General features: G+C 64.0%; 22 protein-coding genes. 13 read left to right on the forward strand and 9 right to left on the reverse strand.

The annotated features are described in order from the left end of the window. Nucleotides 1-116: 116 nt before the first annotated feature. The 4 genes from AC07Y0_RS11325 to AC07Y0_RS11340 all read left to right on the forward strand — a co-directional run bounded on the left by AC07Y0_RS11325 (nucleotide 117) and on the right by AC07Y0_RS11340 (nucleotide 4,766). Nucleotides 117-2,006: an ABC-F family ATP-binding cassette domain-containing protein gene (locus AC07Y0_RS11325; RefSeq protein WP_498677273.1), complete on the forward strand. Its 1,890-nt coding sequence runs from the start codon at nucleotides 117-119 to the stop codon at nucleotides 2,004-2,006. 297 nt (nucleotides 2,007-2,303) lie between these two features. Next, nucleotides 2,304-3,647 carry a TadE/TadG family type IV pilus assembly protein gene (locus AC07Y0_RS11330; RefSeq protein ID WP_498677276.1) on the forward strand — a complete coding sequence of 448 codons (1,344 nt, stop codon included), beginning with the start codon at nucleotides 2,304-2,306 and terminating at the stop codon, nucleotides 3,645-3,647. Nucleotides 3,648-3,657: 10 nt separating this feature from the next. After that, the gene (locus AC07Y0_RS11335; RefSeq protein ID WP_498677278.1) at nucleotides 3,658-4,170 is read left to right on the forward strand and encodes a TadE/TadG family type IV pilus assembly protein; all 513 of its coding nucleotides are present in this window, start codon (nucleotides 3,658-3,660) and stop codon (nucleotides 4,168-4,170) included. Then, complete coding sequence (locus tag AC07Y0_RS11340; protein ID WP_498677279.1) at nucleotides 4,167-4,766, forward strand: TadE/TadG family type IV pilus assembly protein; 600 nt, start codon at nucleotides 4,167-4,169, stop codon at nucleotides 4,764-4,766. The genes AC07Y0_RS11335 and AC07Y0_RS11340 overlap by 4 nt, the downstream gene beginning before the upstream one ends. 49 nt (nucleotides 4,767-4,815) lie before the next feature. Here the strand turns inward: AC07Y0_RS11340 and AC07Y0_RS11345 are convergent, their stop codons facing one another. Together AC07Y0_RS11345 and AC07Y0_RS11350 are read right to left on the reverse strand one after the other, a co-directional pair. After that, the gene (locus AC07Y0_RS11345; protein WP_498677281.1) at nucleotides 4,816-5,265 is read right to left on the reverse strand and encodes a DNA polymerase III subunit chi; all 450 of its coding nucleotides are present in this window, start codon (nucleotides 5,263-5,265) and stop codon (nucleotides 4,816-4,818) included. Nucleotides 5,266-5,285: 20 nt separating this feature from the next. Continuing rightward, complete coding sequence (locus AC07Y0_RS11350) at nucleotides 5,286-6,794, reverse strand: leucyl aminopeptidase (protein ID WP_498677283.1); 1,509 nt, start codon at nucleotides 6,792-6,794, stop codon at nucleotides 5,286-5,288. Between the two features lie 217 nt (nucleotides 6,795-7,011). Here AC07Y0_RS11350 and AC07Y0_RS11355 point away from each other — a divergent pair, with 217 nt between their 5' ends. From AC07Y0_RS11355 to rsmA, 7 genes are all read left to right on the forward strand, one after another. Then, nucleotides 7,012-7,788 carry a phosphatase PAP2 family protein gene (locus AC07Y0_RS11355; RefSeq protein ID WP_498677285.1) on the forward strand — a complete coding sequence of 259 codons (777 nt, stop codon included), beginning with the start codon at nucleotides 7,012-7,014 and terminating at the stop codon, nucleotides 7,786-7,788. Between the two features lie 109 nt (nucleotides 7,789-7,897). Continuing rightward, on the forward strand, nucleotides 7,898-9,076 hold the full coding sequence (locus AC07Y0_RS11360) for an LptF/LptG family permease (protein WP_498677287.1): 1,179 nt from the start codon (nucleotides 7,898-7,900) through the stop codon (nucleotides 9,074-9,076). Next, on the forward strand, nucleotides 9,073-10,155 hold the full coding sequence (lptG, locus tag AC07Y0_RS11365) for an LPS export ABC transporter permease LptG (RefSeq protein WP_498680216.1): 1,083 nt from the start codon (nucleotides 9,073-9,075) through the stop codon (nucleotides 10,153-10,155). The genes AC07Y0_RS11360 and lptG overlap by 4 nt, the downstream gene beginning before the upstream one ends. Next, a complete protein-coding gene (locus AC07Y0_RS11370; protein ID WP_498677289.1) occupies nucleotides 10,155-12,512 on the forward strand; it encodes an LPS-assembly protein LptD in 2,358 nt (785 codons plus the stop codon). Before lptG ends, AC07Y0_RS11370 begins: the two co-directional genes overlap by 1 nt. A gap of 150 nt (nucleotides 12,513-12,662) precedes the next feature. Further along, nucleotides 12,663-13,601 (forward strand): SurA N-terminal domain-containing protein, encoded by a 939-nt coding sequence (locus tag AC07Y0_RS11375; RefSeq protein WP_498680217.1) that lies wholly within the window; start codon nucleotides 12,663-12,665, stop codon nucleotides 13,599-13,601. A 12-nt stretch (nucleotides 13,602-13,613) separates the two neighbouring features. Beyond that, the gene (pdxA, locus tag AC07Y0_RS11380) at nucleotides 13,614-14,639 is read left to right on the forward strand and encodes a 4-hydroxythreonine-4-phosphate dehydrogenase PdxA (protein ID WP_498677291.1); all 1,026 of its coding nucleotides are present in this window, start codon (nucleotides 13,614-13,616) and stop codon (nucleotides 14,637-14,639) included. Then, nucleotides 14,639-15,466, forward strand: coding sequence for a 16S rRNA (adenine(1518)-N(6)/adenine(1519)-N(6))-dimethyltransferase RsmA (gene rsmA / locus AC07Y0_RS11385; protein ID WP_498677293.1), 828 nt, complete (start codon nucleotides 14,639-14,641; stop codon nucleotides 15,464-15,466). The genes pdxA and rsmA overlap by 1 nt, the downstream gene beginning before the upstream one ends. An 18-nt stretch (nucleotides 15,467-15,484) precedes the next feature. On the opposite strand, the gene AC07Y0_RS11390 is transcribed toward rsmA, so the two are convergent. Further along, nucleotides 15,485-16,435: a choline sulfate utilization transcriptional regulator gene (locus AC07Y0_RS11390; protein ID WP_498677295.1), complete on the reverse strand. Its 951-nt coding sequence runs from the start codon at nucleotides 16,433-16,435 to the stop codon at nucleotides 15,485-15,487. A 162-nt stretch (nucleotides 16,436-16,597) separates the two neighbouring features. Between AC07Y0_RS11390 and AC07Y0_RS11395 the strand changes: the two genes are divergently transcribed. Continuing rightward, entirely contained in the window at nucleotides 16,598-17,494 is an 897-nt protein-coding gene (locus AC07Y0_RS11395) for a choline ABC transporter substrate-binding protein (RefSeq protein ID WP_498680218.1), read from the forward strand. Between the two features lie 43 nt (nucleotides 17,495-17,537). Then, nucleotides 17,538-19,025: a choline-sulfatase gene (betC, locus tag AC07Y0_RS11400; RefSeq protein WP_498680219.1), complete on the forward strand. Its 1,488-nt coding sequence runs from the start codon at nucleotides 17,538-17,540 to the stop codon at nucleotides 19,023-19,025. A gap of 153 nt (nucleotides 19,026-19,178) precedes the next feature. Here the strand turns inward: betC and gmk are convergent, their stop codons facing one another. The 6 genes from gmk to fabG all read right to left on the reverse strand — a co-directional run bounded on the left by gmk (nucleotide 19,179) and on the right by fabG (nucleotide 24,725). Beyond that, nucleotides 19,179-19,838, reverse strand: coding sequence for a guanylate kinase (gene gmk, locus AC07Y0_RS11405; RefSeq protein ID WP_498677297.1), 660 nt, complete (start codon nucleotides 19,836-19,838; stop codon nucleotides 19,179-19,181). Between the two features lie 4 nt (nucleotides 19,839-19,842). After that, entirely contained in the window at nucleotides 19,843-20,733 is an 891-nt protein-coding gene (locus AC07Y0_RS11410; RefSeq protein WP_498677299.1) for a YicC/YloC family endoribonuclease, read from the reverse strand. Nucleotides 20,734-20,755: 22 nt separating this feature from the next. Next, nucleotides 20,756-21,976, reverse strand: a complete 1,221-nt coding sequence (gene mltG, locus AC07Y0_RS11415) for an endolytic transglycosylase MltG (RefSeq protein WP_498677301.1) — start codon at nucleotides 21,974-21,976, stop codon at nucleotides 20,756-20,758. A gap of 116 nt (nucleotides 21,977-22,092) precedes the next feature. Further along, complete coding sequence (gene fabF / locus AC07Y0_RS11420) at nucleotides 22,093-23,352, reverse strand: beta-ketoacyl-ACP synthase II (protein WP_498677303.1); 1,260 nt, start codon at nucleotides 23,350-23,352, stop codon at nucleotides 22,093-22,095. 118 nt (nucleotides 23,353-23,470) lie between these two features. Beyond that, nucleotides 23,471-23,707: an acyl carrier protein gene (locus AC07Y0_RS11425; RefSeq protein ID WP_028736116.1), complete on the reverse strand. Its 237-nt coding sequence runs from the start codon at nucleotides 23,705-23,707 to the stop codon at nucleotides 23,471-23,473. Nucleotides 23,708-23,987: 280 nt separating this feature from the next. Then, complete coding sequence (gene fabG / locus AC07Y0_RS11430; protein WP_028736117.1) at nucleotides 23,988-24,725, reverse strand: 3-oxoacyl-[acyl-carrier-protein] reductase; 738 nt, start codon at nucleotides 24,723-24,725, stop codon at nucleotides 23,988-23,990. Nucleotides 24,726-24,741: the final 16 nt, after the last annotated feature.

Raw genomic sequence — 24,741 nt, forward strand, 5'->3', positions numbered from 1 at the left:
TTCGGGCGGCGTGCCTGTTGCCCGGATGCCACCCTCGACGCAGCTCCGGCGGCCACGGCCTTCGCCGATCCGCCCGCTGCTTGCCTTTGTCCCGCACATCGGCCAAAAGCGCGGACATGATTACCATCAACGACATTTCGGCCCGCATCGCCGGCCGCCTTCTGATCGACCATGCCAGCGTCTCGCTGCCGAGCGGCACCAAGGCCGGTCTCGTCGGCCGCAATGGCGCCGGCAAGTCGACGCTGTTCAGGATCATCACCGGCGACCTGTCGCCCGAGAGCGGCTCGGTGTCGATCCCGAAGAATGCGCGCATCGGCCAGGTGGCGCAGGAAGCGCCGGGCACCGAGGATTCGCTGATCGAGATCGTGCTGGCCGCCGACAAGGAGCGGGCGGCCCTGATGCTCGAGTCGGAAACGGCGACGGATCCGCACCGCATCGCCGACATCCAGGTGCGGCTGTCCGATATCGACGCGCATTCGGCGGAAGCGCGCGCCGCGACCATCCTCGCCGGCCTCGGCTTCGATGCCGAAGCGCAGCTGCGTCCCGCCTCGTCGTTTTCCGGTGGCTGGCGGATGCGCGTAGCGCTGGCGGCGGTGCTGTTTTCCGAGCCCGACCTGCTGCTGCTCGACGAACCGACCAACTATCTCGACCTCGAAGGCACCCTGTGGCTGGAGGACTATGTGCGGCGCTACCCGCACACCGTCATCGTCATCAGCCATGACCGCGACCTCTTGAACACCGCCGTCAATTCGATCATCCATCTCGACCAGAAGAAACTGACCTTCTACCGCGGCGGCTATGACCAGTTCGAGCGGCAGAAGACAGAAGCCGACGAGCTGCAGACCAAGGCCAAGGTGAAGAACGAGGCGGCGCGCAAGCACCTGCAGAGCTTCATCGACCGGTTCAAGGCCAAGGCCTCCAAGGCCAAGCAGGCGCAGAGCCGCGTCAAGGCGCTGGAGCGCATGGGCACCGTTGCCTCGGTGATCGAGGACCATGTCCAGCCGATCACCTTTCCGGAGCCGGAGAAGCAACCGGCCTCGCCGATCATCGCCATTTCGGGCGGCGCGGTCGGCTACGAGCCCGGCAAGCCGATTCTCAAGAACATCAACCTGCGTATCGACGCCGACGACCGCATCGCGCTGCTAGGTTCCAACGGCAACGGCAAGTCGACCTTCGCCAAGTTCATCTCCGGCAGGCTGAAAGCCGAAAGCGGCGAGATCAAACTGGCACCCAGCCTGAAGATCGGCTTCTTCGCCCAGCACCAGCTGGAAGATCTCGTCCCGAACGACACGCCGGTCGAACACGTGCGCCGGCTGATGCCGGGCGCCCCGGAGGCCAAGGTCCGGGCTCGCGTCGCGCAGATGGGCCTTGCGACGGAAAAGATGGCGACGGCCGCCAAGGACCTGTCGGGTGGCGAAAAAGCCCGCCTGCTGATGGGCCTTGCCGCCTTCCATGCGCCGAACCTGCTGATCCTCGACGAGCCGACCAACCATCTCGACATCGATAGCCGCCGGGCGCTGATCGCGGCGCTCAACGACTATGAAGGCGCGGTCATCCTGATCTCCCATGACCGCCACCTGATCGAGGCGACCGTGGATCGGCTGTGGCTGGTCAACAACGGCACGGTTTCACCCTTCGAAGGGGACATGGAGGAGTATCGTAGCCTGATCGTCTCTTCCGGTAAAAAAAAAGACGAAAAGGACAAGCCTGAACCCGTAGGCGACCAGGCGAGCAAGGCCGACCAGCGCAAGCTGGCCGCCGAGCGGCGGGCCTCGCTCGCGCCGCTGCGCAAGAAGATCAACGACATCGAGGCCGAGACCAAGAAGCTCGAAAAGCTGATCACCACGCTGGATGCGGAACTCGGTGACCCGGCGCTCTACGAGAAGAGCCCGGCCAAGGCCGCCGAAAAGGTCAAGCAGCGCGGCGAGGCGGCCGCCAAGCTCTCCGCTGCGGAAGAACAGTGGCTGGAACTGTCCGCCGAGTATGAAGAGGCGATGGCCGGCTAGCGGCCTGAATGGACCTGAGGAGGCCGAGAGCCTTGTCGAACTGCCGAGACGCTTGCGCTACTGCGCGCCGGCGGCTGTGCGTCGCGCCGGCCATTGCGTGACGGCTTTTATATTGCGCCATGGCGGCCCGCCGCATTTCCCCTTGCGCGTCGCCATTTCATCCTCGACACCGTCCGCGGGTCGGGGTGTGCGTCACGATCCGTGTTTGCCACATGACTTAACTGAAATGTAAGGCAACCCCGCTAAAACTAGGGGGTCGTTTCGCGCGGCATGTGCTTCCAACCCCCGGTAATGCGTATGAACTGGAATATTCGCAACTTCCTCGGCGACCGCCGCGGCAACATCGCCATCACTTTCGCCTTCTTGCTGGTGCCGCTCCTCACTGCGGTCGGGACGAGCCTCGACTACGTGCGGGCCTACAACATCCGCACCAAGATGCAGGCCGATCTGGACACGGCGCTGCTGGCTGTCGCCAAGGACATCGGCACCCTGGACAATGACGCCATTGAAGAACAAATCCAGAATTGGTTCGAAGCACAGACCAACCTTGCCGACAAAGGCTATGAGCTCAGCGATATCCACATCGATACGAACAGCCAGGAGGTCACCGCGCAGGCCAGGGTGTCCGTCCCGACCACCTTGCTGAGGGTTGCCGACATCGACAGCGTCGACGTGAGCGTCAGTTCCTCCGTCGCCGGTCCCGGCTCCTCCTACATGAATGTCTATATCGTGCTCGACAAGTCGGCCTCGATGCTGCTGGCGGCGACCACCGCCGGGCAGAATGCGCTGCTGAGCTCGCAGGCCGGATGCGCCTTTGCCTGCCACACGTCCGAGGGCGCGACCTTCAAATACAAGAACAAGAACTACTCGACCGTGTATGCGCTGGCCAAGGCCATGGGCGTGCAGTTGCGCACCGATGTCGCCATGAACGCCGTGGTGGAGGTGCTCGACATGATCGACACCTACGACACGGAACACAAGCGCATCAAGATCGGCTTCTATACCGTCGGCAAAACGGCCACGGAAGTGCTTGCGCCGACCTATTCGACCACCACCGCTCGCAAGGTGCTGAGCAACGACAAGAAGGGCATGACCAGCGCGACCTCCGAGGATGCCACCTATTTCGACTACTCGATGACTGCGCTGAAGAAGCTGGTGGGCACTGCCGGCGACGGAAAGACCGCCGCTTCGCCGTTGAAGCTGGTGCTCATGCTCACGGACGGCGTGCAATCCGAGCGAAACTGGGTTCTGCAGACCAGCTACGGTATTCGTTTCCCGTCGTCCACCGACACGCTGCAGAAGGATGTGACGCCGCTCAATCCGGACTGGTGCAAGCCGATCAAGGATCTCAAGGCGAGCTTCGGCGTGCTCTACACCGAATACCTGCCGATGACATGGGACTGGGGGTACAATGCCACGGTGGGCCAGACGATGTCATCCAGCAATTTCAAGAGCGCCTGGGCCGGCACGTTCGGCTCCAACTACAACAACACCACCCGCGTGGCCTACGTCCCCACCGCGCTCGAGACATGCGCTTCCAACAAGGGTCTGTTTCTGCAAGCGAATTCCTCCGCCGAGATCGAGGCAGGCCTCTCCAGCCTGTTCCAGCAATACGTCGCCAAAGTGCGGCTGACGAACTGAGGAGAACGCCATGCGAGTGAGCCGGCGTCTGATCCGGGATAGAGAGGGAGCGGCGGCCATCGAGTTCGGCCTGATGGCCATGCCGTTCTTCACGCTGATCTTCGCCATTCTCGAAGTGGCGTTCATGTTCTTCATCGACAGTTCGCTCGATGCCGCCCTGCAGATGACCGCGCGGCAGGTGCGAACCGGCAAAGCAAACACCGAAAACTGGAGCCTTGAGACCTTCAAGTCCAAAGTCTGTGAAAACATGTCGCTCGCCTTCGACTGCGAGAACAACCTGCTGGTCAAGACGACGGCCATGGCCGACTTTTCCTCGGTGAACTACGTGTCTGCCGTGAAGGGTGGCAAGATGTCCGTCGAGGAGAGCTTCTCGGCGGGCGAGTCGGGCGACTACATGCTGATCCAGGCCTTCCTGCCGTTCGACAGCGTGCTTGCCTTTGCCGGGGTCGACGCCCACACCCTCGACGATGGCTCCTACGCCCTGGCGGCCTCGGCTCTCTTCAGAAACGAGCCTTTCGAATGACCATGCCCGACAAGTCCATCCACCGAGGCCTCCGCTCCACGCCGCGAGCCCGTATGCTTGCCCGACACTTCTTGCGGGACCGCAGCGGCCTGTCCGGTCTTGAGTTCGCCCTTCTGGCGCCGCTCATCGTCGTGTTGTTTGCCGCAACGCTCGATCTGGGCGAGGCCCTGATGGTCAACAGGCGCGTCAACCAGATCGCGACGACCACGAGCGACATCGTCACGCAGGAGCCGGACTGGTCCAATCAGCAACTGAAGACGCTCCTTGATGGAGCAACCAGCATTCTTGAGCCATTCGTCGCGGATCCCGCGACGGTTGTGGTTTCGGTGCTCGACGTCGACAGCAAGGGCAAGGCGACCGTCAGCTGGTCCTACGGCTACAACACCGATGCGCTCAGCGCCGGCGCACAGTCCCCGGTCGATATACCGTCGTCGATCAAGGAACCCGGTGTGCAGATCGTCGTGACCGTGGTGAATTTCGAGATGACCACCACTTTCACCTCGCTTCTGTCGCAGGTGACGGGCCTGGACAGCTACCAGTTGAGCAGCAGCGCCTTTGCCCGACCGCGAGTCGGCGACACGGTCAAACACAAGTAGGCCGCCAGCCGCACACGACCTCGGCGCCGACGGGTCGCCGGAACCGCGCTCACGCCTTCTTTTCCCAGCGTCCTTCGTTCGTTTGCTGCCAGTAGGTGAGCTTGTGGCCCTCGGTCTTCAGCTTTTTCCACTGGCCGCGGGCGCCTTCGAGTTGTTCCTGGTCATGGCCGTCGAAGACAAAGACAACGCGGTCGTAGTCGAGCGCTTCCGGCGGCTCGGCGCCGTCGACCAGGAAGCGGACCGTGGCGCCGTTGCGATTGTCCTGTTCGGTGGTGATCAGCACCGGCTGGCCCTCCGCCTCCTCGACGGAATCGGTGGCGTGGGGAAGAAAGCTGTCGTCGCGATAGGTCCACAGATGCGTGTCGAGCGCATCGCGGCGAGTGGCATCGGCGGTCTGGACAGCCACTTTCCAGCCGCGCTCAACGCTCTTTTCGAGAAGCGGCGGCAGGGCATCCCCGAGCTTCGATTCCGTCAGATGGTAGAAGAGAATCTCGGCCAAGGCCCCTGCCCCTTCCAGCGTCACGCTTCGTAGTTGGCGCGAACCAGCTCGTCGAGCAGGCGCACGCCGAAGCCCGAGCCCCAGGACTGGTTGATCTCATCCGAAGGAGAGGCCATGGCCGTGCCGGCAATGTCGAGATGCGCCCAGGGCGTATCCTTGACGAAGCGCTTGAGGAACTGCGCGGCGGTGATCGAGCCGGCATGACGACCGCTCGAATTCTTCATGTCGGCGAACTTCGAGTCGATCATCTTGTCGTAGTCCTTGCCCATCGGCAGGCGCCAGAGACGCTCGTTGGTGGCAAGACCGGCGGCGAGCAGCTTTTCCGAAAGCGCATCGTCATTGGAGAACAGGCCGGCATGCAGGTTGCCCAGCGCCACCAGCACAGCACCGGTCAGGGTCGCGAGGTTGACCATGAATTCCGGCTTGAACCGGTCATTGCAGTACCAGAGCGCGTCGGCGAGCACGAGGCGGCCTTCGGCATCGGTATTGATGACCTCGATGGTCTGGCCGGACATCGAGGTGACGATGTCGCCCGGCCGCTGGGCATTGCCGTCGGGCATATTCTCGACGAGGCCGATGATGCCGACGACATTGGCCTTGGCCTTGCGCGCAGCGAGCGTGTGCATCAGGCCGGTCACGGCAGCCGCCCCGCCCATGTCGCCCTTCATCTCCTCCATACCGGCGGCCGGCTTGATCGAGATACCGCCGGTGTCGAACACGACGCCCTTGCCGACGAAGGCGATCGGCTTGTCCTTGGCCTTGCCGCCCTTCCACTGCATGACGACCAGGCGGGGCGGACGCCCCGAACCCTGCGCCACGCCGAGCAGCGCGCCCATGCCGAGCTTCTTCATTTCCTTTTCGCCGAGAATCTCGATGTCGACGCCGAGCGCCTCGAGCTTCTTCGCGGTATCGGCGAATTCTTCCGGGCCGAGCACGTTGGCCGGCTCGTTGACGAGGTTGCGGGCAAGAACCACACCTTCGGCCACGGCCTCGGCATCGGCGAAGGCCTTCTTCGCCGCGGAGGCGTCGGCCGTGACGATGGTGACCTTCACGTCCTTGTCGTTGGCGTTGGCCTCGTCGTCGCCGTTGCTGTCGTTCTTCTTCTTGGTCTTGTAGGTGTCGAACTTGTAGGCGCGCAGCAGCATGCCGAGCGCAAAATCGGCGGCGGCCTTCGGCGAGATTTCCAGACCGGGAACGTCAAGGAAGACGGTGGCCTTGTCCGCGCCCTTGAGGGAAGCCGCGGCCTTGCCGCCGGCCTTCAGCCAGTCATGCGCCGTCAGCGCGGCTGCCTTGCCGAGCCCGACGACGACCATGCGGTCGGCCTCGGAACCATGCGGCGCAACGACGTCGAGGACGGACATGGACTTGCCGGTGAATTTTGCGACCTTGGCAGCCTTGCCGAAGATGCCGGCCGGATCGGCGTCGGCGACGCCGGCCGGAAGCTCGGCTTCGACCGTCTTCAGCAGGATGGCGACACCCCCGGTGACACGATGGGACTTGGAAAAGCTGATGTCGATCTTGCCGGTCATGGAGACTCCAACGGACGATAGAAGGGAGAAAAGATGCGGACCGCGATCTTCTCCTTTTCCGCCTCGAAGGCAAGAAAAACCGGATGACGTCGCGAGACAATCCCCGATGGACGGAACGTGATCGCGCAGCCTCTTGTCAGGCGAAGGCGACTGCGGATAGGTTCCGCGCGCCCCTCGCCGGCCCGGCGGGGCCAGGCCTCTTGAGATGGAACCGCCTTTGCCGAAGCCCGACCGCCAAGCCCTGATCGAAGCGATCCGTCGCGACGCGGACGCCTATCGCGCCGGCGTGCTGGCGCTCGCGCTGCTGACGCTCTGGTGCCTGCTGCTGGCAATCTTCCATTTCTTCCCGTCGCTGGACGTTGCGACGAGCGCTGCCTTCTTCGAGAAGACCGCCTGCCCCGACGGGACCGCCGAGGGCGTGGTCTGCGGCGACTTCCCCTACCGGCTGGACGGCCTCTTTCTTTTCCTGCGCAAGGTGCTGTTCTATGCGCCGTCCGCGGCGGCGGTCGTCGTGCTGATCGCCCTCGTCATGGCGCTGCAACACCACGGCGCCACCTACGAGCCGCAGAAGGTGCGCCGCTACGGCCTGTCGCTGATCGCCTTCTTCCTTGGCCCCTACGTGCTCGTCAACCTGCTGCTCAAGAGCTATTCCGGCCGCCCGAGGCCGCACCAGACCGACATATTCGGCGGCGACCTGCCTTTCATGCCGGCCGGATCGTTCTCCGGCCAGTGCGACAACAATTGCTCGTTCATTTCCGGCGAGGCCGCCGGCGCGGGATGGCTGATCTGCCTGATCCCGCTGCTACCGGAGCGGCTCCGCCTTGCGCTGGCGCCCGGAATCATCGCCGTCTCGCTGGTGACGCCGGCCTTCCGCCTGTCGTTCGGGGGCCATTATCTTTCCGACGTGGTCCTCGGCTGGCTGTCGTCACCCGTGGTCTTCGCCCTGGTCGTGGCCGTGTTCGAAATAACGCGAGTGCGGAAAAACGCAGCATGACACGCAGGAAAAGCGAGGGCGCGCTGTCGCCAAAAAGCCGCAAGCGTCGTAGAGAGAGCCAATCCTCAATCGCGGGCGCGATCCGGTCGTCGCGCTCCCAGGGAATGGCATGAAGCTTCTCGAACTCTACATCCTGCGGCGTGTCGGCCAGATGTTCCTCACCGCGCTTCTGCCGGTGCTGGCGATCATCTGGACAACGCAGGTGCTGGCGCGAATCAATCTGGTGACCGACAGCGGCCAGTCGGTCGGCTCGTTCATGAAGCTTGCGACGCTGATCCTGCCGACCATCATACCGGCCGTTCTGCCGTTCGCGCTCGTGATCGGCATTACGCAGACGCTGACGGCGATGAACAATGATTCGGAGCTTGCGGTCATCGACGCGGCCGGAGCGCCGCGCCGCACGATCTCCAGGCCGCTGCTGATCGCTGCCGCCCTGCTCAGCGTCTTTTCCTTCCTGATGGCGAATTTCGTCGAGCCGAAGCTGCGCGTCAGCACCCGCGAGATGATTGCGGCCGCCTATGCCGACCTCCTGTCCACGGTCATCGAGGAGAAGAGCTTCCGCCGTATCGAGGACGGTCTCTACGTGCAGATTTCCGAGCGCTTGTCGGGTCGCGTGCTGCGCGGCCTGTTCGTCGCCGATTCGCGCGATCCCGCCTATTCGCTGATCTATTATGCGCGCGAAGGTGCGGTCGACGAGAGCGGAACGGCGCTGGTGATGAAGGACGGCGAGGTACAGCGCAAGACGCCCGAGGGCGAAGTGTCGATCGTGCGATTCGATTCCTATTCCTTCGATCTGTCGGATCTGTCGCAGACGCGCAGCCAGGCCCGCCTGCACGCGATCGACCGCGACCTCTCCTTCCTGCTCAATCCCGATCCCAACGACCCGGACGTGCAGAAAAACGGCGGCGAATACCGCAGCGAATTGCATCGCCGCATGAGCACCTGGGCGATGCCGCTGGTGTTCGCGCTGATCTCGCTCGTCATCTGCGGCAATGCCCGCTCGCACCGGGAAGCACGGCTGCATCCGATGGCCTCGTCGCTTGCCATCGCGCTCGGGCTCTACTGGCTGTCGAACTACGCGGTGAAGCTGGCCGAAGGCGACGCGGTCTATGTGCCACTCGTTTACGCCGTGCCGCTCATCGGCGGTGGTCTTTCCGCCTTCCTGCTGTTCAGCGGGCGCCAGTTGCGCCCCCCGCGCATCTTCCGCCATGCGGGCGCACGCCTGTGGAGCGCGATGTCGGCCTACTTCCCCCGCCGCGAATCATCCGGCAAGGGGTCTGCGCCATGATGTTCACACTCGGCCGCTACTTCTTCCGCCGTTATGTGACGACGATGCTCTGGTTCCTCGCCGGTGTGATTGCGATCGGCTATCTGATCGACTTCAGCGAGACGTCCGGACGGCTTGCCGGGCGCGGCGTCTTTTCAGTCTGGGGCCTTCTGTGGCTAACGGCTCTTCGCCTGCCGCTCATCCTGCAGCAGACGATGCCCTTCATCACGCTGTTCGTCGGCATGACGACGCTGATCGCCCTCAACCGGAAATCCGAACTCGTGGTGGCGCGGGCGGCCGGGATCTCCGTCTGGCAGTTCATGACGCCGTTCATCCTCGGCGCCTTCCTCGTCGGACTGGCCACCTCCTTCGTCGTCAATCCGCTCGCCGCCTGGGGACAGCGGCAGGCGTTGCAGATCGAAGCAAGCTCGCGGGAGAGCGGGGCGCGGCCGTCCTCCAACGCGGTGCCGTGGTTGCGCCAGATCAGCGGCAAGGCCGACGTGATCATCGGTGCGGAGACGGTTCTCGAGGACGGAACCTTCCTCGTCGACGCCGTCCTGATCCATTTCGACAGCGACGGTCGCATCATCCTGAGACAGGATGCGCACTCGGCGAAATTGAAAGATGGTTACTGGATGCTTACCGACGTGACCGAAACCCGTCCCGGTGAGGTACCCACAAGGCTCGCCACAGCCAAAGTCAGTACCAATCTGAAACAGGAATTCGTCCAGGAACGTCTGGCGCAACCGGAGACCGTTGCTTTTTATGAGCTTTCTCGAAAGATCGCTGTGGCAAGATCGTTCGGCGTGTCGACCAAGGCGCTCGAAACGCAGTTCCATTCCCTGCTGTCTCTTCCTTTCCTTTTGGTCGCAATGACGCTGATTGCTGCAACCGTTTCATTAAAATTCAGCAGGTTCAACCAGTCGCGCTCGGTGATTCTGGGTGGAATCCTGTCCGGCTTCGTGCTTTATGTGGTTACCGTGCTTGTAAAAGCATTCGGAAGCAGCGGTGTCGTACCGCCGTTCGTCGCGGCCTGGGTTCCAGTCGTCGTGGCGATGGCCCTGGGAGCGACAATCCTGCTTCATCAGGAGGATGGTTAGTGGCGGTAAGTGACCGCGAGAATATCAGAAGGCTAGCCCTAGCCCTGCTGACGGGAGTCGCCGTGTGCGCTTTGGTGTCGCCGGCCGTCGTCGCACGCGCCCAGGACAGCCAGCCGGCCGCCTCGCTTGCGACCGATATTCCCGAAGATGCAAAACTCCTGCTGGCAGCCAATGAACTGCTTTATGACCGTGACGCCGAACGCGTGACGGCGGTCGGTGGCGTGCAGATCAATTACGGCGGCTACCAGATGGTTGCCCGCAAGGTCGTCTACGACCAGAAGTCCGGCCGCATGACGGCCACCGGCAACATCGAGATGATCGAACCGGGCGGCAACCGCATCTATGCGGATACGCTCGACGTGACCGACAACTTCGCCGACGGCTTCGTCAAGGCGCTCCGAATCGAGACGACCGACAACACCCGCCTCGCCGCCGAAAGCGGCGAGCGTGTGAACGGCACGGACATGATTCTCAACAAGGGCGTCTACACCGCCTGCCTGCCCTGTGCCGATCATCCGGAACGCCCCCCGCTCTGGCAGGTCAAGGCCGAGCGCGTGATCCAGAACGGTCAGAAGCATACCGTGCGGCTGGAAAAGGCCCGCTTCGAGCTGTTCGGCCGCACGATCGCCGTCCTGCCGGCGATCGAGGTCCCCGACCATACGGTGAAGCGCAAGTCCGGCTTCCTGTTCCCGGAGATGCGAACCTCGGAAAACCTCGGCTTCGGGCTTACGGTTCCCTACTATTTCGCCATCTCCAACCAGCGCGACGCGACCGTCAAGGCGACCGGCTTCACCAGCCAGGGCGTATTGCTCGAAGCGGAAATCCGCCAACGCTTCGAGAACGGCACGGCTTCGTTGCGCGCCGCCGGCATCGACCAGCTGCACCGCGAGAGCTTCGATTCCGGCACGAGCGACGCCAACCGCGACCTGCGCGGCATGGTCGCCTCGGAAGGCAAGTTCGAGATCAATCCGCGCTGGACCTTCGGCTGGGACGTGATGTTCCAGAGCGACAACAATTTCGCCCGCACCTACAGCCTCGAGGGCCTGGACGACACGACCCATACCAATCAGGTCTACCTGACGGGTCTCGGCAAGCGCAACTCGTTCGACATGCGGGGCTACTACTTCGACGTCCAGGACGCCGATACCGAAAACACTGCCGAGAAGCAGCAGCCCACCGTGCTGCCCTCCGTCGACTACGCCTATTATGCGCCGGAGCCGATCGCCGGCGGCCAGCTCTCGGGTAACCTGAACTTCACCGCCCTGTCGCGCTTCAAGTCCGACGAATTCGACGTCGATACCAATGGCGACGGGGTGGACGATCTGACGCGTTTCCGCGGGCTCGATGGCACATCGAGCCGCCTGTCGGGCGAACTCGAATGGAAGCGCACCCTCAGCGTTCCTGGCGGCCTGCAACTGACGCCGCTGCTCGCCGCGCGGGGCGACGCCTTCGGCCTCGATGTGAACACGCCGGTCGGTTACACAGGCGACTTCACCATCGAGACGGCGGAAACCCGCCATATGCTGACGGCAGGCCTCGAAGCCCGTTATCCGGTCCTGCTGACCACCAACAACAGCAGCCACATCATCGAGCCGATCGCGCAGATCTATGCCCGCAACGACGAGCAGTTGGCCGGCCGCCTGCCGAACGAAGACGCCCAGAGCTTCGTCTTCGACGCGACGAACCTGTTCGAGCGCGACAAGTTCTCCGGCTATGACCGCGTCGAGGGTGGCACCCGCGCCAATGTCGGCCTGCGTTATACCGGCTCCTTCGACAATGGTTTCGGCGTCCGCGGCGTTTTCGGCCAGTCCTACCACATCGCCGGCCTGAACTCGTTTGCCACCGACGATCTCGTGAAGGTTGGAGCCGATTCCGGCCTCGAGACGGATGTCTCCGATTTCGTCGGCATGGCCGGTGTCGACATGCCGAACGGCATGTCGGTCGCCACCAATGTCCGGCTCGACGAGCGGACCCTGGCGCTGCGCCGGACCGATGCGAACGTCTCGTTCTCCAACGAGAAGCTGCAGACGAGCCTGACCTATTCGCAGATCGCTGCCCAGCCCGAATATGGCTTCACGGAACGCAACGACGAAATCCAGTCGGCGAGTTCGGTGAAGGTCAACGAATACTGGTCGCTGTTCGGCTCGGTCACCTGGGACCTCGACGAGAGCGTGATCAATCGCAAGGGCATCGGCATTTCCTACGCCGACGAATGCACGGTCTTCTCGCTGGTCTACTCCGACAAATACGACCCGGAAGAGGAATCGGCGAGCGACTGGTCGATCGGCGCGCGGCTGACCTTCCGCACGCTGGGCGACGTCAAGATCGGCGATACGCAGCTTGCCGGCTTCAACTGAGACCGGTTTGCCAGCAAGACCCCTCGCTATCGCGGGCTCACGTCATTGTTTCGCCGCACGGATTGTGCAATCGGTGCGGCAGATTATACTTTCACCGGACTATGCGTAGGCGGGATGAGCACATTGCTGCTCCCGCTGGAAAGGAAGATGATGGCCATTGCAATGAAGGGGAAGCGGATGCTTGTCGCCTGCGGAGTCGCGCTGGCGATCATCGCGGGTGATGCATCCGTCGTCAGCGTCGCGCAGGCAGCGAGCCAGGTTGCCGCCGTCGTCAACCGGACCGCGATCACCAATGGCGACGTCTCGCGTCGCGTGGCCTTCCTTCGCCTGCAGCGCCGCAAGGGCAACCTGAACCAGATTGCCAAGGAAGAATTGGTGGACGAAGCGCTCAAGCGCGAGGAAATTGCCCGTGTCGGCATGTCCGTCAGCACGACCGAGGTCGATGCCGCCTATGCGCGTTTCGCCTCGGGCAACAAGATGTCGCCTCAACAGATGGACAAGATCCTGGGGCAAGCAGGCGTCGGCGTCGAGCATTTCAAGGCCTATATTGCCGTCACGATGAGCTGGCCGCGGCTGGTGAATGCGCGTTACGGCTCGAAGGGGCGGCTGTCCAACCAGGACCTCGTGACCCGCCTGCTGGAAAAGAAGGAAAAGCCGGTCACGACCGAGTATTTCCTCAAGCAGGTGATCTTCGTGGTTCCGGCAGCCAAGAAGGGCATTACCGGCAAGCGCAAGGCCGAAGCCGAAGCATCGCGCGCCAAGTTCCCGGGCTGCGACGGCGCCATGGATTTTGCCAAGAACTATCTTGACGTGTCGATCCGCAATCTCGGCCGCGTGCTCGAACCCGAGCTGCCGCCGGACTGGAAGCCGCTGATCGAGAAGGCCAAGGGCGGCACAACCGGTACGCGCGTCACCGAACGCGGCGTCGAATATCTGGCGATCTGCAACCAGCGCCAGGTCTCCGACGACGTCGCGGCCGAAGTCGTGTTCCGCGCCGAGGATCTCGGCAAGGAAAAGCAGGACGACAATCCGAACTCCAAGAAATATCTGGACGAACTGCGCGCGAAAGCACAGATCGTCAACAACTGAGCCGAGAAACGGATGACCTCTGCCGACGATCTTCCTCTTGCGCTTAGCCAGGGCGACCCGGCAGGCATAGGTCCAGACATAGCGCTTGCCGCCTGGGTGAAGCGGGCGGAATACCAGTTGCCGCCCTTCGTCTTCATCGGCGATCCTGCCGTGCTGGCCGTGCGCGCCCGGCAGCTTGAGCTCGACGTTCCGCTCAAGGAAACGGATGCGGCCGGTGCCGTCGGCCTGTTCGACAAGGCGCTGCCGGTTCTCCCCGTCCCGATCGGCTTCGACGTCGTGGCCGGCGAGCCTCATGTCGCCAATGCCAAGGGCACCATCGCGGCCATCGAGACCGCCGTGCAGCTTTGCTTCGACGGCAAGGTGCGCGCCATGGTCACCAATCCGATCGCCAAGGCCGTGCTGTACGAGGCAGGCTTCGGCTTTCCGGGTCATACCGAATTCCTCGCCGACCTCGCCCAGCGCCGCACCGGCGAAACCTACCGACCAGTCATGATGCTGGCCGGCCCGAAGGTTCGGGCCGTACCGGTGACGATCCATATCCCGATCAAGGACGTCCCCGGCGCGCTTTCCGAGGCGGTGATCGTCGAGACCTGCCGGATCGTCGCTGCCGATCTCCGAAACCGTTTCGGCATAGTCCATCCCCGTCTTGCCGTCGCCGGCCTCAACCCGCATGCCGGAGAAGGCGGCGCGATCGGCCATGAGGACGAGGACATCATCCATCCGGCCATCATGAAGCTGCGCAGCGAGGGCATCGATGCCTTCGGGCCGCTGCCGGCCGACACCATGTTCCATGACGAGGCCCGCCGCCGCTACGACGTAGCCATCTGCATGTATCACGATCAGGCGCTGATCCCGGTCAAGGCCCTCGGCTTCGACGATTCGGTCAATGTCACGCTCGGCCTTCCCTTCGTCCGCACGTCTCCGGATCACGGCACGGCCTTCGGCATTGCCGGCCAGGGCATCGCCCGCGAAGACAGCCTGGTCGCGGCGCTGAAGCTCGCCGACACGATCAGCCGGACGAGCGAAGCGCAATCCTGATGGCCGCTATCGACGGACTGCCGCCGCTGCGTGACGTCATCGCCCGCCACGGGCTCGACGCGCGCAAGGCGCTCGGCCAGAACTTCCTGCTCGACCTCAATCTCACCCAGAAGATCGCCCGGACCGCCGGACCGCTCGAGGGTGTCACCGTGTTCGAGGTGGGCCCCGGCCCCGGCGGCCTGACGCGCGCCATCCTGTCGCTCGGCGCCAAGAAGGTCATCGCCGTCGAGCGCGATGCCCGCTGCCTGCCGGCGCTGGCCGAAATCGCCGACCACTATCCCGGACGTCTCGAGGTGATCGAGGGCGATGCGCTGAAGACCGACTTCGAGGCGATGGCGCCGGACGGTCCGGTCAAGATCATCGCCAACCTGCCCTACAATGTCGGCACGCAGCTGCTGATCAACTGGCTGCTGCCGCGCAACTGGCCGCCCTTCTGGCAGTCGATGACACTGATGTTTCAGCGGGAAGTCGGCCTGCGCATCGTCGCCGACGAGAGTGACGACCATTATGGCCGGCTCGGGGTCCTGTGCGGATGGCGCACCGACGCACATATGGCCTTCGACGTGCCGCCGCAGGCCTTCACGCCGCCGCCCAAGGTCACCTCCTCCGTCGTGCATCTGGTGCCGAGGCCGCAACCGCTGAAGTGCGACGTCGAGAAGCTCGAACGGGTGACGCAGGCCGCCTTCGGCCAGCGCCGCAAGATGCTGCGCCAGAGCCTCAAATCGCTCGGTGGCGAGACGCTGCTCGGCAAGGCGGGGATCGATCCGGCGCGTCGTGCCGAGACGCTCTCGGTCGAGGAATTCTGCCGCATCGCCAATCTGCTGTAGCGGCGATAGGCCGGCTGGCTATTGGCCGCCGGCGACCGTGGGGTAAACCCGGACGCCCGATCCCGGCACCCCGCCATTCGCCTCCGCGACCAGCCAGTCCGCCAGCTGCTCCACGCCTGCGCGTCGTGCCTTGGAGACGAGCAGCCAGTAGCCGCGCTCCTTGCGCTCCAGAACCGCTCCGGCGCGGCAGAGCATGCCGCTGTCGATGATCTGGTCGACCAGGCCGAGCCAGCCCAGCGCCAGCCCCTGCCCCGCCAGCGCCGCCTGGATGACCATGGCATAGGTATTGAAACTCATGTCGCCGAGCATGGCATCGACCTTGCGGCCCGTCCCGACCTCGGCCAGATAGCTCGTCCACTCGAACCACGGCGACGGTCCGGCCGCATCCAGATGGATGAGCGGCACCCCCGCCAGCGCGTCCGGCTCGTCGAAGGGGCCATGCTTTGCGAGAAAGGCCGGCGTGCAGATCGGCAGAACGCGCTCCGGCATCAGCAGGATGCCGTCCTGACCGAACTCACCCCGCGATCCGAAGGCAACCGCGATGTCGGAATCCTCCTCCCAGGCGGGGGCGAGGCGCTGCGTGGCGACGATCTGCAGGTCCAGTTCCGGGTGAGACTGGCGAAACGCATGCATGCGCGGAATGAGCCAGAGGCTCGAAAAGGCATAGTCGGTGCAAAGGCGGATGACCGGCCTGTGGCCCGCGGCACGGATGACGCGCTCCAGTTCGTCCAGCTCCGCGACCGTGCGGGCGGCGATGTCGAACACGCGCCGTCCCTCGTCCGTCAGCGCCACACCGCGATGCAGGCGCCGCAGCAGGGGCACGCCGAAACTCTGCTCCAGCTGACGCATCTGATAGCTGACGGCGGGCTGGCTCAACCCCCGTGCCCGGGCGGCGGCGGACAGCGAACCACGCCGGCCGATCTCGACCAGCAAGCGCATCCATCCGAGGTCCACCGGCGCATCTGCCATAAACAACCTTTATGCCAATCATCGAAAATATCCAGCTTCACAGCCTATCGTAGTTTCCGCTTCAATAAACCTAGCGAATGTCAAAAAAGAGGGAACGAAGACATGCACAAGAACAAAGGCTTGAACCGTTACTGGCTCGGCGCCGCCGCAATCGCCGTGGTGATGTGCACAGCACCAGCTCAGGCCGCCGATGCCGAAAGCTGCCAGACGATCCGGCTCTCCGACCCCGGCTGGACGGACATCACTGCGACCAATGGCGTGGCGTCGGTGCTGCTCGACGCGCTCGGCTACGAGGCCGAGGTCAAGACGCTCGCCGTGCCGATCGGATACCAGTCGATGAAGAACGGCGAGATCGACGTCTTCCTCGGCAACTGGATGCCGGCGCAGCAGGCCTTCATCGACGATCTCAACGCCGCCAAGGCGGTCGAGGTGATCAACAAGAATCTCGAAGGCGCCAAGTTCACCCTGGCAGTGCCCACCGCCTCGGCCGAGAAGGGCGTCAAGGACTTCGCCGACCTCGAGAAGCATGGCGACGAATTCGAACGCACGATCTACGGCATCGAGCCCGGCGCACCGGCCAACCTCAACATCCAGAAGATGATCGACGCCGGCGAATTCGGGCTGAAGGACTGGACGCTCGTCGAATCCGGCGAACAGGCCATGCTCTCGCAGGTCGAACGAGCGACGAAGGAGGGCAAGGGCGTTGTCTTCCTTGCCTGGGCTCCACATCCGATGAACGAGCGCTTCCAGATCACCTATCTCTCCGGCGGCGACGCCCATTTCGGCCCCAACTACGGCGGCGCCGAAGTTTATACCCTGGCCCGCACCGGCTGGTCGGAGACCTGCCCGAACGCGGCGAGCCTGTTCAAGCAACTCAAGTTCGAAGTGGGCATGGAGAACGTGCTGATGGGCGAGATCCTCGGCGGCAAGGATTCCAAGGAGGCGGCGAGCGCCTGGCTGAAGGCCAACCCCGCAGCGCTCGAACCCTGGCTGGCCGGCGTGACGACCTTCGACGGCAAGCCGGGTGCCGAAGCCGTCAAGTCGTCCCTCGGGCTCTGAGAAGGAAAGCGTCGTGCAATCCCGTCCCAACATCCTGATCCTGATGGTGGATCAATTCAACGGCACGCTGTTTCCGGACGGGCCGGCCGAGTTTCTCCACGCACCCCATCTGAAATCCCTGGCGAAGCGCTCCGTGCGCTTCGCCAATGCCTATACGGCCAGCCCGCTCTGCGCGCCGGCCCGCGCCTCGTTCATGTCGGGGCAATTGCCGAGCCGCACCCGCGTCTATGACAATGCCGCGGAATTCGCCTCCGACATTCCGACCTTCGCCCATCACCTGCGCAATGCCGGCTACCAGACCAGCCTGTCGGGCAAGATGCATTTCGTCGGTCCCGACCAGTTGCACGGTTTCGAGGAGCGCCTGACGACCGACATCTATCCCGCCGACTTCGGCTGGACGCCCGACTATTCCAAACCCGGCGAGCGGATCGACTGGTGGTACCACAATCTCGGCTCCGTCACCGGGGCGGGCGTAGCCGAGATCACCAACCAGATGGAGTATGACGACGAGGTCGCCTACCATGCGACACGCCGGCTCTATGATCTGTCGCGCGGCCAGGACGAGCGGCCGTGGTGCCTGACGGTGAGCTTCACCCACCCCCACGACCCTTACGTGGCGCGGCGCAAGTTCTGGGAACTCTACGAGGACTGCCCGGCGCTCGATCCGACCGTTCCGGCGATCCCTTACGCGGACCAGGACCCGCATTCGAAGCGGCTGATGGATGCCTGCGACCACACCGCCTTCAGCATCACCGACGAGGACATCCGTCGGGCCCGGCGCGGCTATTTCGCCAATGTCTCCTATGTCGACGAGAAGATCGGCGAGATCCTCGACGTGCTGGAACGGACCCGCATGGCGGACAATACCGCCATCCTGTTCGTCTCCGACCATGGCGACATGCTGGGCGAGCGCGGCCTGTGGTTCAAGATGAACTTCTTCGAGGGCTCCGCCCGCGTGCCGCTGATGCTCTGCGCGCCCGGTCTCGAGGCCGGGCTGATCGCCCAGCCGGTATCGACGCTCGACGTCACGCCGACCCTCGCGCGCCTTGCCGGCATCGACATGTCCGCCCTCGCCGCCTGGACCGATGGCGAGGACCTGCTGCCGCTTGCGACCGGCAAGGGCTCGCGCAGTCCCGTGCCGATGGAATATGCGGCGGAAGGGTCGGTCGCGCCGCTGGTCGGGTTGCGCGACGGCCGCTTCAAGCTGACGCTGTGCGATCAGGATCCGCCGATCCTCATCGACCTCGAGGCCGATCCGCAGGAACTGCGGAACCTGGCGGGGCAGCCCGCCCATGCCGAGACCTTCCAGCGTCTTTCCGCAGCAGCGACGAAGCGCTGGGACCTCAAGCGTTACGACGCGGCCGTGCGGGAAAGCCAGGCTAGGCGCCACGTCGTCTATGCGGCGCTGCGCAACGGGGCCTACTTCCCGTGGGACTACCAGCCGCTGCAGAAGGCGTCCGAGCGCTACATGCGCAACCACATGGATCTGAACGTGCTCGAGGAGAACCAGCGCTTCCCGCGCGGCGAATGATGCGGCGGCGTGCCTTCCGGCCGGGATCGCTTGTCCGTTCCCGGCCGGAAGGACTGAAAGGCGTTGCCGCCCAATGACGGCCGGCAGAGGCGGCATCGCAACTCAGACGCAGCCCTGAGCCTATTTATGCCCTGAAACCATCCGACTCTGGCGTCAACGCCCGTCCGACGTGACGAGTGTGCTGACGAAGTCGAACAGGCCGTGGCGACGGTCGCGGCGCAGGCGCTCGGCCTTGACGATCGACTGCACCGCATCGAAGGCGGCATCGAGGTCGTCGTTGACGATGACGTAGTCATATTCGCGCCAGTGGGAGATTTCCGCCCGGGAATTGGCAAGCCGGGTCTGGATGACTTCCTCGGTGTCTTCGGCACGGCGGTGCAGCCGGGACTGCAATTCCGCCATGGTCGGCGGCAGGATGAAGATCGACACGACGTCCGCCTTCATCTTGTCCTGCAGCTGCTGGGCACCCTGCCAGTCGATGTCGAACAGCATGTCGCGGCCTTCCGACATGGCAAGCTCGACGGGATCGCGCGGCGTGCCGTAGAAGTTGCCGTGAACCTCGGCCCATTCCAGCAGAGAATCGGAATCGCGCATACGCTCGAACTCGCGCTGCGAGACGAAGTGGTAGTGAACCCCCTCTATCTCGCTCTGCCGCCGCTGGCGCGTGGTGACGCTCACCGACATGCCAATCTGGCGGTCGCGTTCCATCAGATTGCGGGCGATCGTCGACTTTCCCGCGCCCGACGGCGACGAGATCACCAGCATCAGCCCCCGGCGCGCGATCGGTATGACCGTCCCCTTGCCCTCTACCATCGGTTCACTCCAAATTCTGGACCTGTTCGCGGAACTGGTCGATCACGACCTTCAACTCGATGCCCGCGGAGGTCACGGCCACGGCGTTCGACTTCGAGCAGATGGTATTCGATTCGCGGTTGAATTCCTGCGCAATGAAATCGAGCTTGCGCCCGACCGGGCCGCCCATGGCGAGAAGATCGCGGGCGGCCGCGACATGGGCCTTCAGCCGGTCGATTTCCTCGCGCAGATCGGCGCGGGTGGCCAGAAGCGCCGCCTCGGCATGGAGCCGGTCGCGGTCGAGCGTCGCGGCAGCGCCGATCAGCGCGGCGACCTGGCTTTCCAGCTTGCGGGCGATCTCGTCCGGCTGGCGCGACGGGTCGGCCTCGACGATGTGCGCGAGTTCCTCGATGCGCGTCACCTGGTCCGACAGCAGGCGACAGAGCGCGTCACCCTCGATCCGCCGCATCTCGCACAGCGCGTGCACCGCCTGTTCCAGGCCGGTGAGCACATCGGCGTCGCGCCGGGCGAGCGCGTCGACGTCGTCGGCGGCCTCCTTGAATTCGACGAGCCCGCGGATCGACAGGAGGGCATCGAGCGTCAGCGGCGCGGGATCGACCAGCTCGGCACCGAGATCCTGGCGCAGCCTCAGCACGGCGTCGAGCGTCTCGCGGTTGAGCACCGCCTCGACGCGGTTTTCACTGACCTGCACGGTCAGTCCGACCTGGACATTGCCGCGCGTGACATATTGCGAGACCAGACGGCGGACTTCGCCCTCGAAGGTCTCCATGCCCTGCGGCAGGCGCATGCGGATATCCAGGCCCTTGCCGTTGACCGAGCGCAGTTCCCACGCCCAGCGATACCGCCCGACGGTGCCTTCGCTGCGGGCAAAGCCGGTCATGGATTGCAGTGCCATCGCCCTACCCTCGCCCTGGAGATCAGTTGGTCTTCTTCTTCTTGACGGCAGCGGCATCCGGATCCGTCTCCGGCGTCGCGTCGACCGCAGCGCCCGGGTCCTCGCCCCGTTCCGCTTCGAGCTTGCGCCAGCTCTTCACATTGGCGTTGTGTTCATCGAGCGTCGCGGCGAAGACATGGCCTCCGGTGCCGTCGGCAACGAAGTAGAGATCCTTGGTCTTCCACGGATGGGCGACGGCCTCAAGCGCGGCACGGCCGGGATTGGCGATCGGGCCCGGCGGCAGGCCCTTGATGACATAGGTGTTGTACGGCGTCTCTTTCTTCAGGTCGGACTGGTAGATCGGCCGGTCGGCCGGCTTCCCGTCCCCGCCGAACAGGCCGTAGACGATGGTCGGGTCGGACTGCAGCCGCATGCCCTTGGCCATGCGGTTGATGAAGACGGAGGCGACATGGGCGCGCTCGTCGTCCTTGCCCGTCTCCTTCTCGACGATGGAGGCGAGCGTGACGAACTCCTCCTTCGTCTTCAAAGGCAGGTCCGGATCGCGCTTTTCCCAGATCTGGTCGACCAGCTTGGCCTGCGCCGCAGCCATCTGGCTGACGATCTCGGTGCGCTTGGTGCCGCGCGAATATTTGTAGGTATCAGGCCGGAGCGAACCCTCGACCGGCAGTTCGGCCGGCAGCTCGCCTTCGAGCACCGAATCGTCCGCCAGCCGCTTGAACATCTGCTTGACGGTGAGGCCCTCCGGCATCGAGACGGAATAGAGGATGGACTTGCCGGACTTCAGCAGTTCCATGATCTCCTTCATCGAGGCCCCGGCCTTGATCTCGTATTCGCCGGCCTTCAGGCTTTCGCCCTCCCGCAAGTAGGTCGAGGTGACGTGGCGGAAGATGCGAGCATCGGCGATGATGCCGTTGCGCTCCAGGCTGCCGGCAATTTCGGCCAGGCCCGCGCCAGTGCGCACGACGAAGTTGGTATTGGTCGCGAGCGGCCCGGGATTCTGGTAGGCCGACATGGCGTAGAAGAAGACGGCAACCGCGATCACGCAGATTACCACTGTCATCGTCATCAGGAAGTTGAGGAAGATCACCAGCTGGCTGCGCGCCTTGCGCGACCGGCGCGGCGGCGCGGGAACGCGCTCGGGCCGCAGTGCCTCGGTCGGAGACTTCGGAATGATCGGCCCCTTCGCAGACGTTTCCGCTCCGCGGCCAAAGGAAACCCCGCTGTTCTGGCTATTGTCGGTCACCGGCAATCCTCTTCAGTTCGGTATCGCTGCTGTCTGGCCAAGCAATACGGCAAAAAGCAGGTGGAAGCGGAGCTTGCGCCCCGGCATCCACAGACTTCACCGTGCTCGCGCGGCGCTCAGCCCTCGTAGCGCCGAAGCACCAGCGAGGCGTTCGTACCGCCAAATCCGAAGGAGTTGGACAGCGCGACGTTGATTTCGCGCTTGCGCGCCTTGTGGGGCACGAGATCGATCGCCGTCTCGACAGCGGGATTGTCGAGGTTCAGCGTCGGGGGGGCGACATTGTCGCGAATGGCAAGCGCCGAGAAGATCGCTTCCACGGCGCCGGCAGCACCCAGCAGATGGCCGATGGCCGACTTGGTCGACGACATCGAGATCTTCGAGGCCGAATCGCCGACCAGACGCTCGACCGCGCCAAGCTCGATCGTGTCGGCCATGGTCGAAGTGCCATGGGCATTGATGTAGTCGATATCCGCCGGCTTAAGGCCGGCGCGCTTCAGCGCCATGGTCATGCAGCGGAATGCGCCGTCGCCGTCCTCGGAGGGGGCGGTAATATGGAAGGCATCGCCGGACAGGCCGTAGCCGACCACTTCGGCATAGATCTTGGCGCCGCGCGCCTTGGCGTGTTCGAGTTCCTCGAGCACGACGATGCCTGCGCCTTCGCCCATGACGAAGCCGTCGCGATCCTGATCCCACGGGCGCGAGGCGGCCTTGGGATCGTCGTTGCGTGCCGTCGACAGCGCCTTGCAGGCGGCAAAACCGGCAAGAGAAATGCGGCTGATGGGCGATTCCGTGCCGCCAGCCACCATCACGTCGGCATCGCCGAACGCGATCAGCCGCGCCGCGTCGCCGATGGCATGGGCGCCGGTGGAGCAGGCCGTGACGACCGAATGATTGGGACCGCGCAGCTTGCGGCGGATCGACACCTGGCCCGAGGCCAGATTGATCAGGCGGCCGGGAATGAAGAAGGGCGACAGGCGACGCGGGCCCTTGTCGCGCAGGATATAGCCGGCCTCGACGATGCCTTCGATGCCGCCGATGCCCGAGCCGATCAAAACGCCGCTGGCGCACTGATCGTCGTTCGTCTTCGGGTGCCAGCCGGCGTCATTCAGTGCCATGTCGGCTGCGGCGATCGCATAGATGATGAAGGAGTCGACCTTGCGCTGCTCCTTGTGCTCCATCCAATCGTCAGGATTGAAGGCGCCCTCGGCATCGCCAGTCGGAATACGACAGGCGACCTTGGCCGGCAGGTCATCGACCTCGAATTCGGTCACGAGGCGGGCACCACTTTCGCCGGCGAGAAGTTTCGACCAGGTCAGTTCAGTTCCACACCCTAGCGGAGATACCATGCCGGTACCGGTGATAACGACACGTCTCATCGCCCGTAGTCCACCCCACTCTTGCAGTCGAAGTCATTAGAAAACAGTAAGGCCCGCATGTCGCGGGCCCCGGCGGGAAGGTCAGCCAAAGCTGCCGTCCCGCTATTCCTGCAATCGATCAGGGCTGAGCCTTCTCGATGAACTTCACGGCGTCGCCGACCGTCAGGATCGAGTCAGCGGCATCGTCCGGGATCTCGACGCCGAATTCTTCTTCGAAGGCCATGACCAGTTCGACCGTGTCGAGCGAATCCGCACCCAGATCGTCGATGAAGCTGGCGCCTTCAACAACCTTTTCAGCGTCAACGCCGAGATGATCAACAACAATTTTCTTAACGCGTTCTGCGATATCGCTCATGTCGGTTTCCTCGACCTTCTTAATCTCAGGGCCGTCGTGACGACTTCCCTACCCTGTATCAAACCGGAGAACGTTTCGTTCCCCCGGCAAACCCGTTCAGCCCTGCCTCAACGAACCAACCATGCAATCAAACGCATAGCAATCGTCTTAAATGACAGGACGACTGTTCACAGTCATGGCCCGCTTAACACGGTTTAGCCGCGCCGCAAAGCCAGAAATTCGCCCGCAGCGGTTGCTCAACATGCAATTGAGAAACCGTGGCGCCGCGGGCGAGGATCCATCAGATCATCGCCATGCCGCCGTTGACGTGCAGGGTCTGCCCGGTCATGTAGCTCGCCTCGTTGGAGGCAAGATAGACGACGGCGGAGGCGACTTCGGCGCCGGTGCCCATGCGACGCATCGGGATCGCGCCCATGATGGCGTCCTTCTGCTTGTCGTTGAGCTTGCCGGTCATGGCGCTTTCGATGAAGCCGGGCGCAACGCAGTTCACCGTCACGTTGCGGGTGGCGATTTCCTGGGCGAGCGACTTGGAGAGGCCGATCATGCCGGCCTTCGAGGCGCAGTAGTTGGCCTGGCCCGGATTGCCCGTGACCCCGACGACCGAGGTGATGTTGATGATGCGGCCGAAGCGGCGGCGCATCATCGGATGGGTGAGTTCGCGCGTCAGGCGGAAGACGGCCGTCAGGTTGACTTCGAGCACGCTGTCCCAGTCGGCGTCCTGCATGCGGACGAACAGGCCGTCCTTGGTGATACCGGCATTGTTGACCAGGATGTCGACGCCTTCGAGGTCGGCCTCGGCCTTCTCGCCGAGCGCCTTGACCTCGTCGCGGTCGGACAGGTTGGCCGGGAAGATCTTGACCCGGTCGCCGAGTTCGGCGGCCAATGCCTCGAGCTTCTCGACGCGCGTGCCGTGCAGGCCGACGATGGCGCCCTGGGCGTGCAACTGCCTGGCGATCTCCTCGCCGATGCCACCGGTCGCGCCGGTGACGAGGGCCTTGCGGCCGGTCAGGTCAAACATGTTCCTAGTTCCTTGT

It is taken from the genome of Allorhizobium sp. GW101-3B10, from assembly GCF_059424725.1.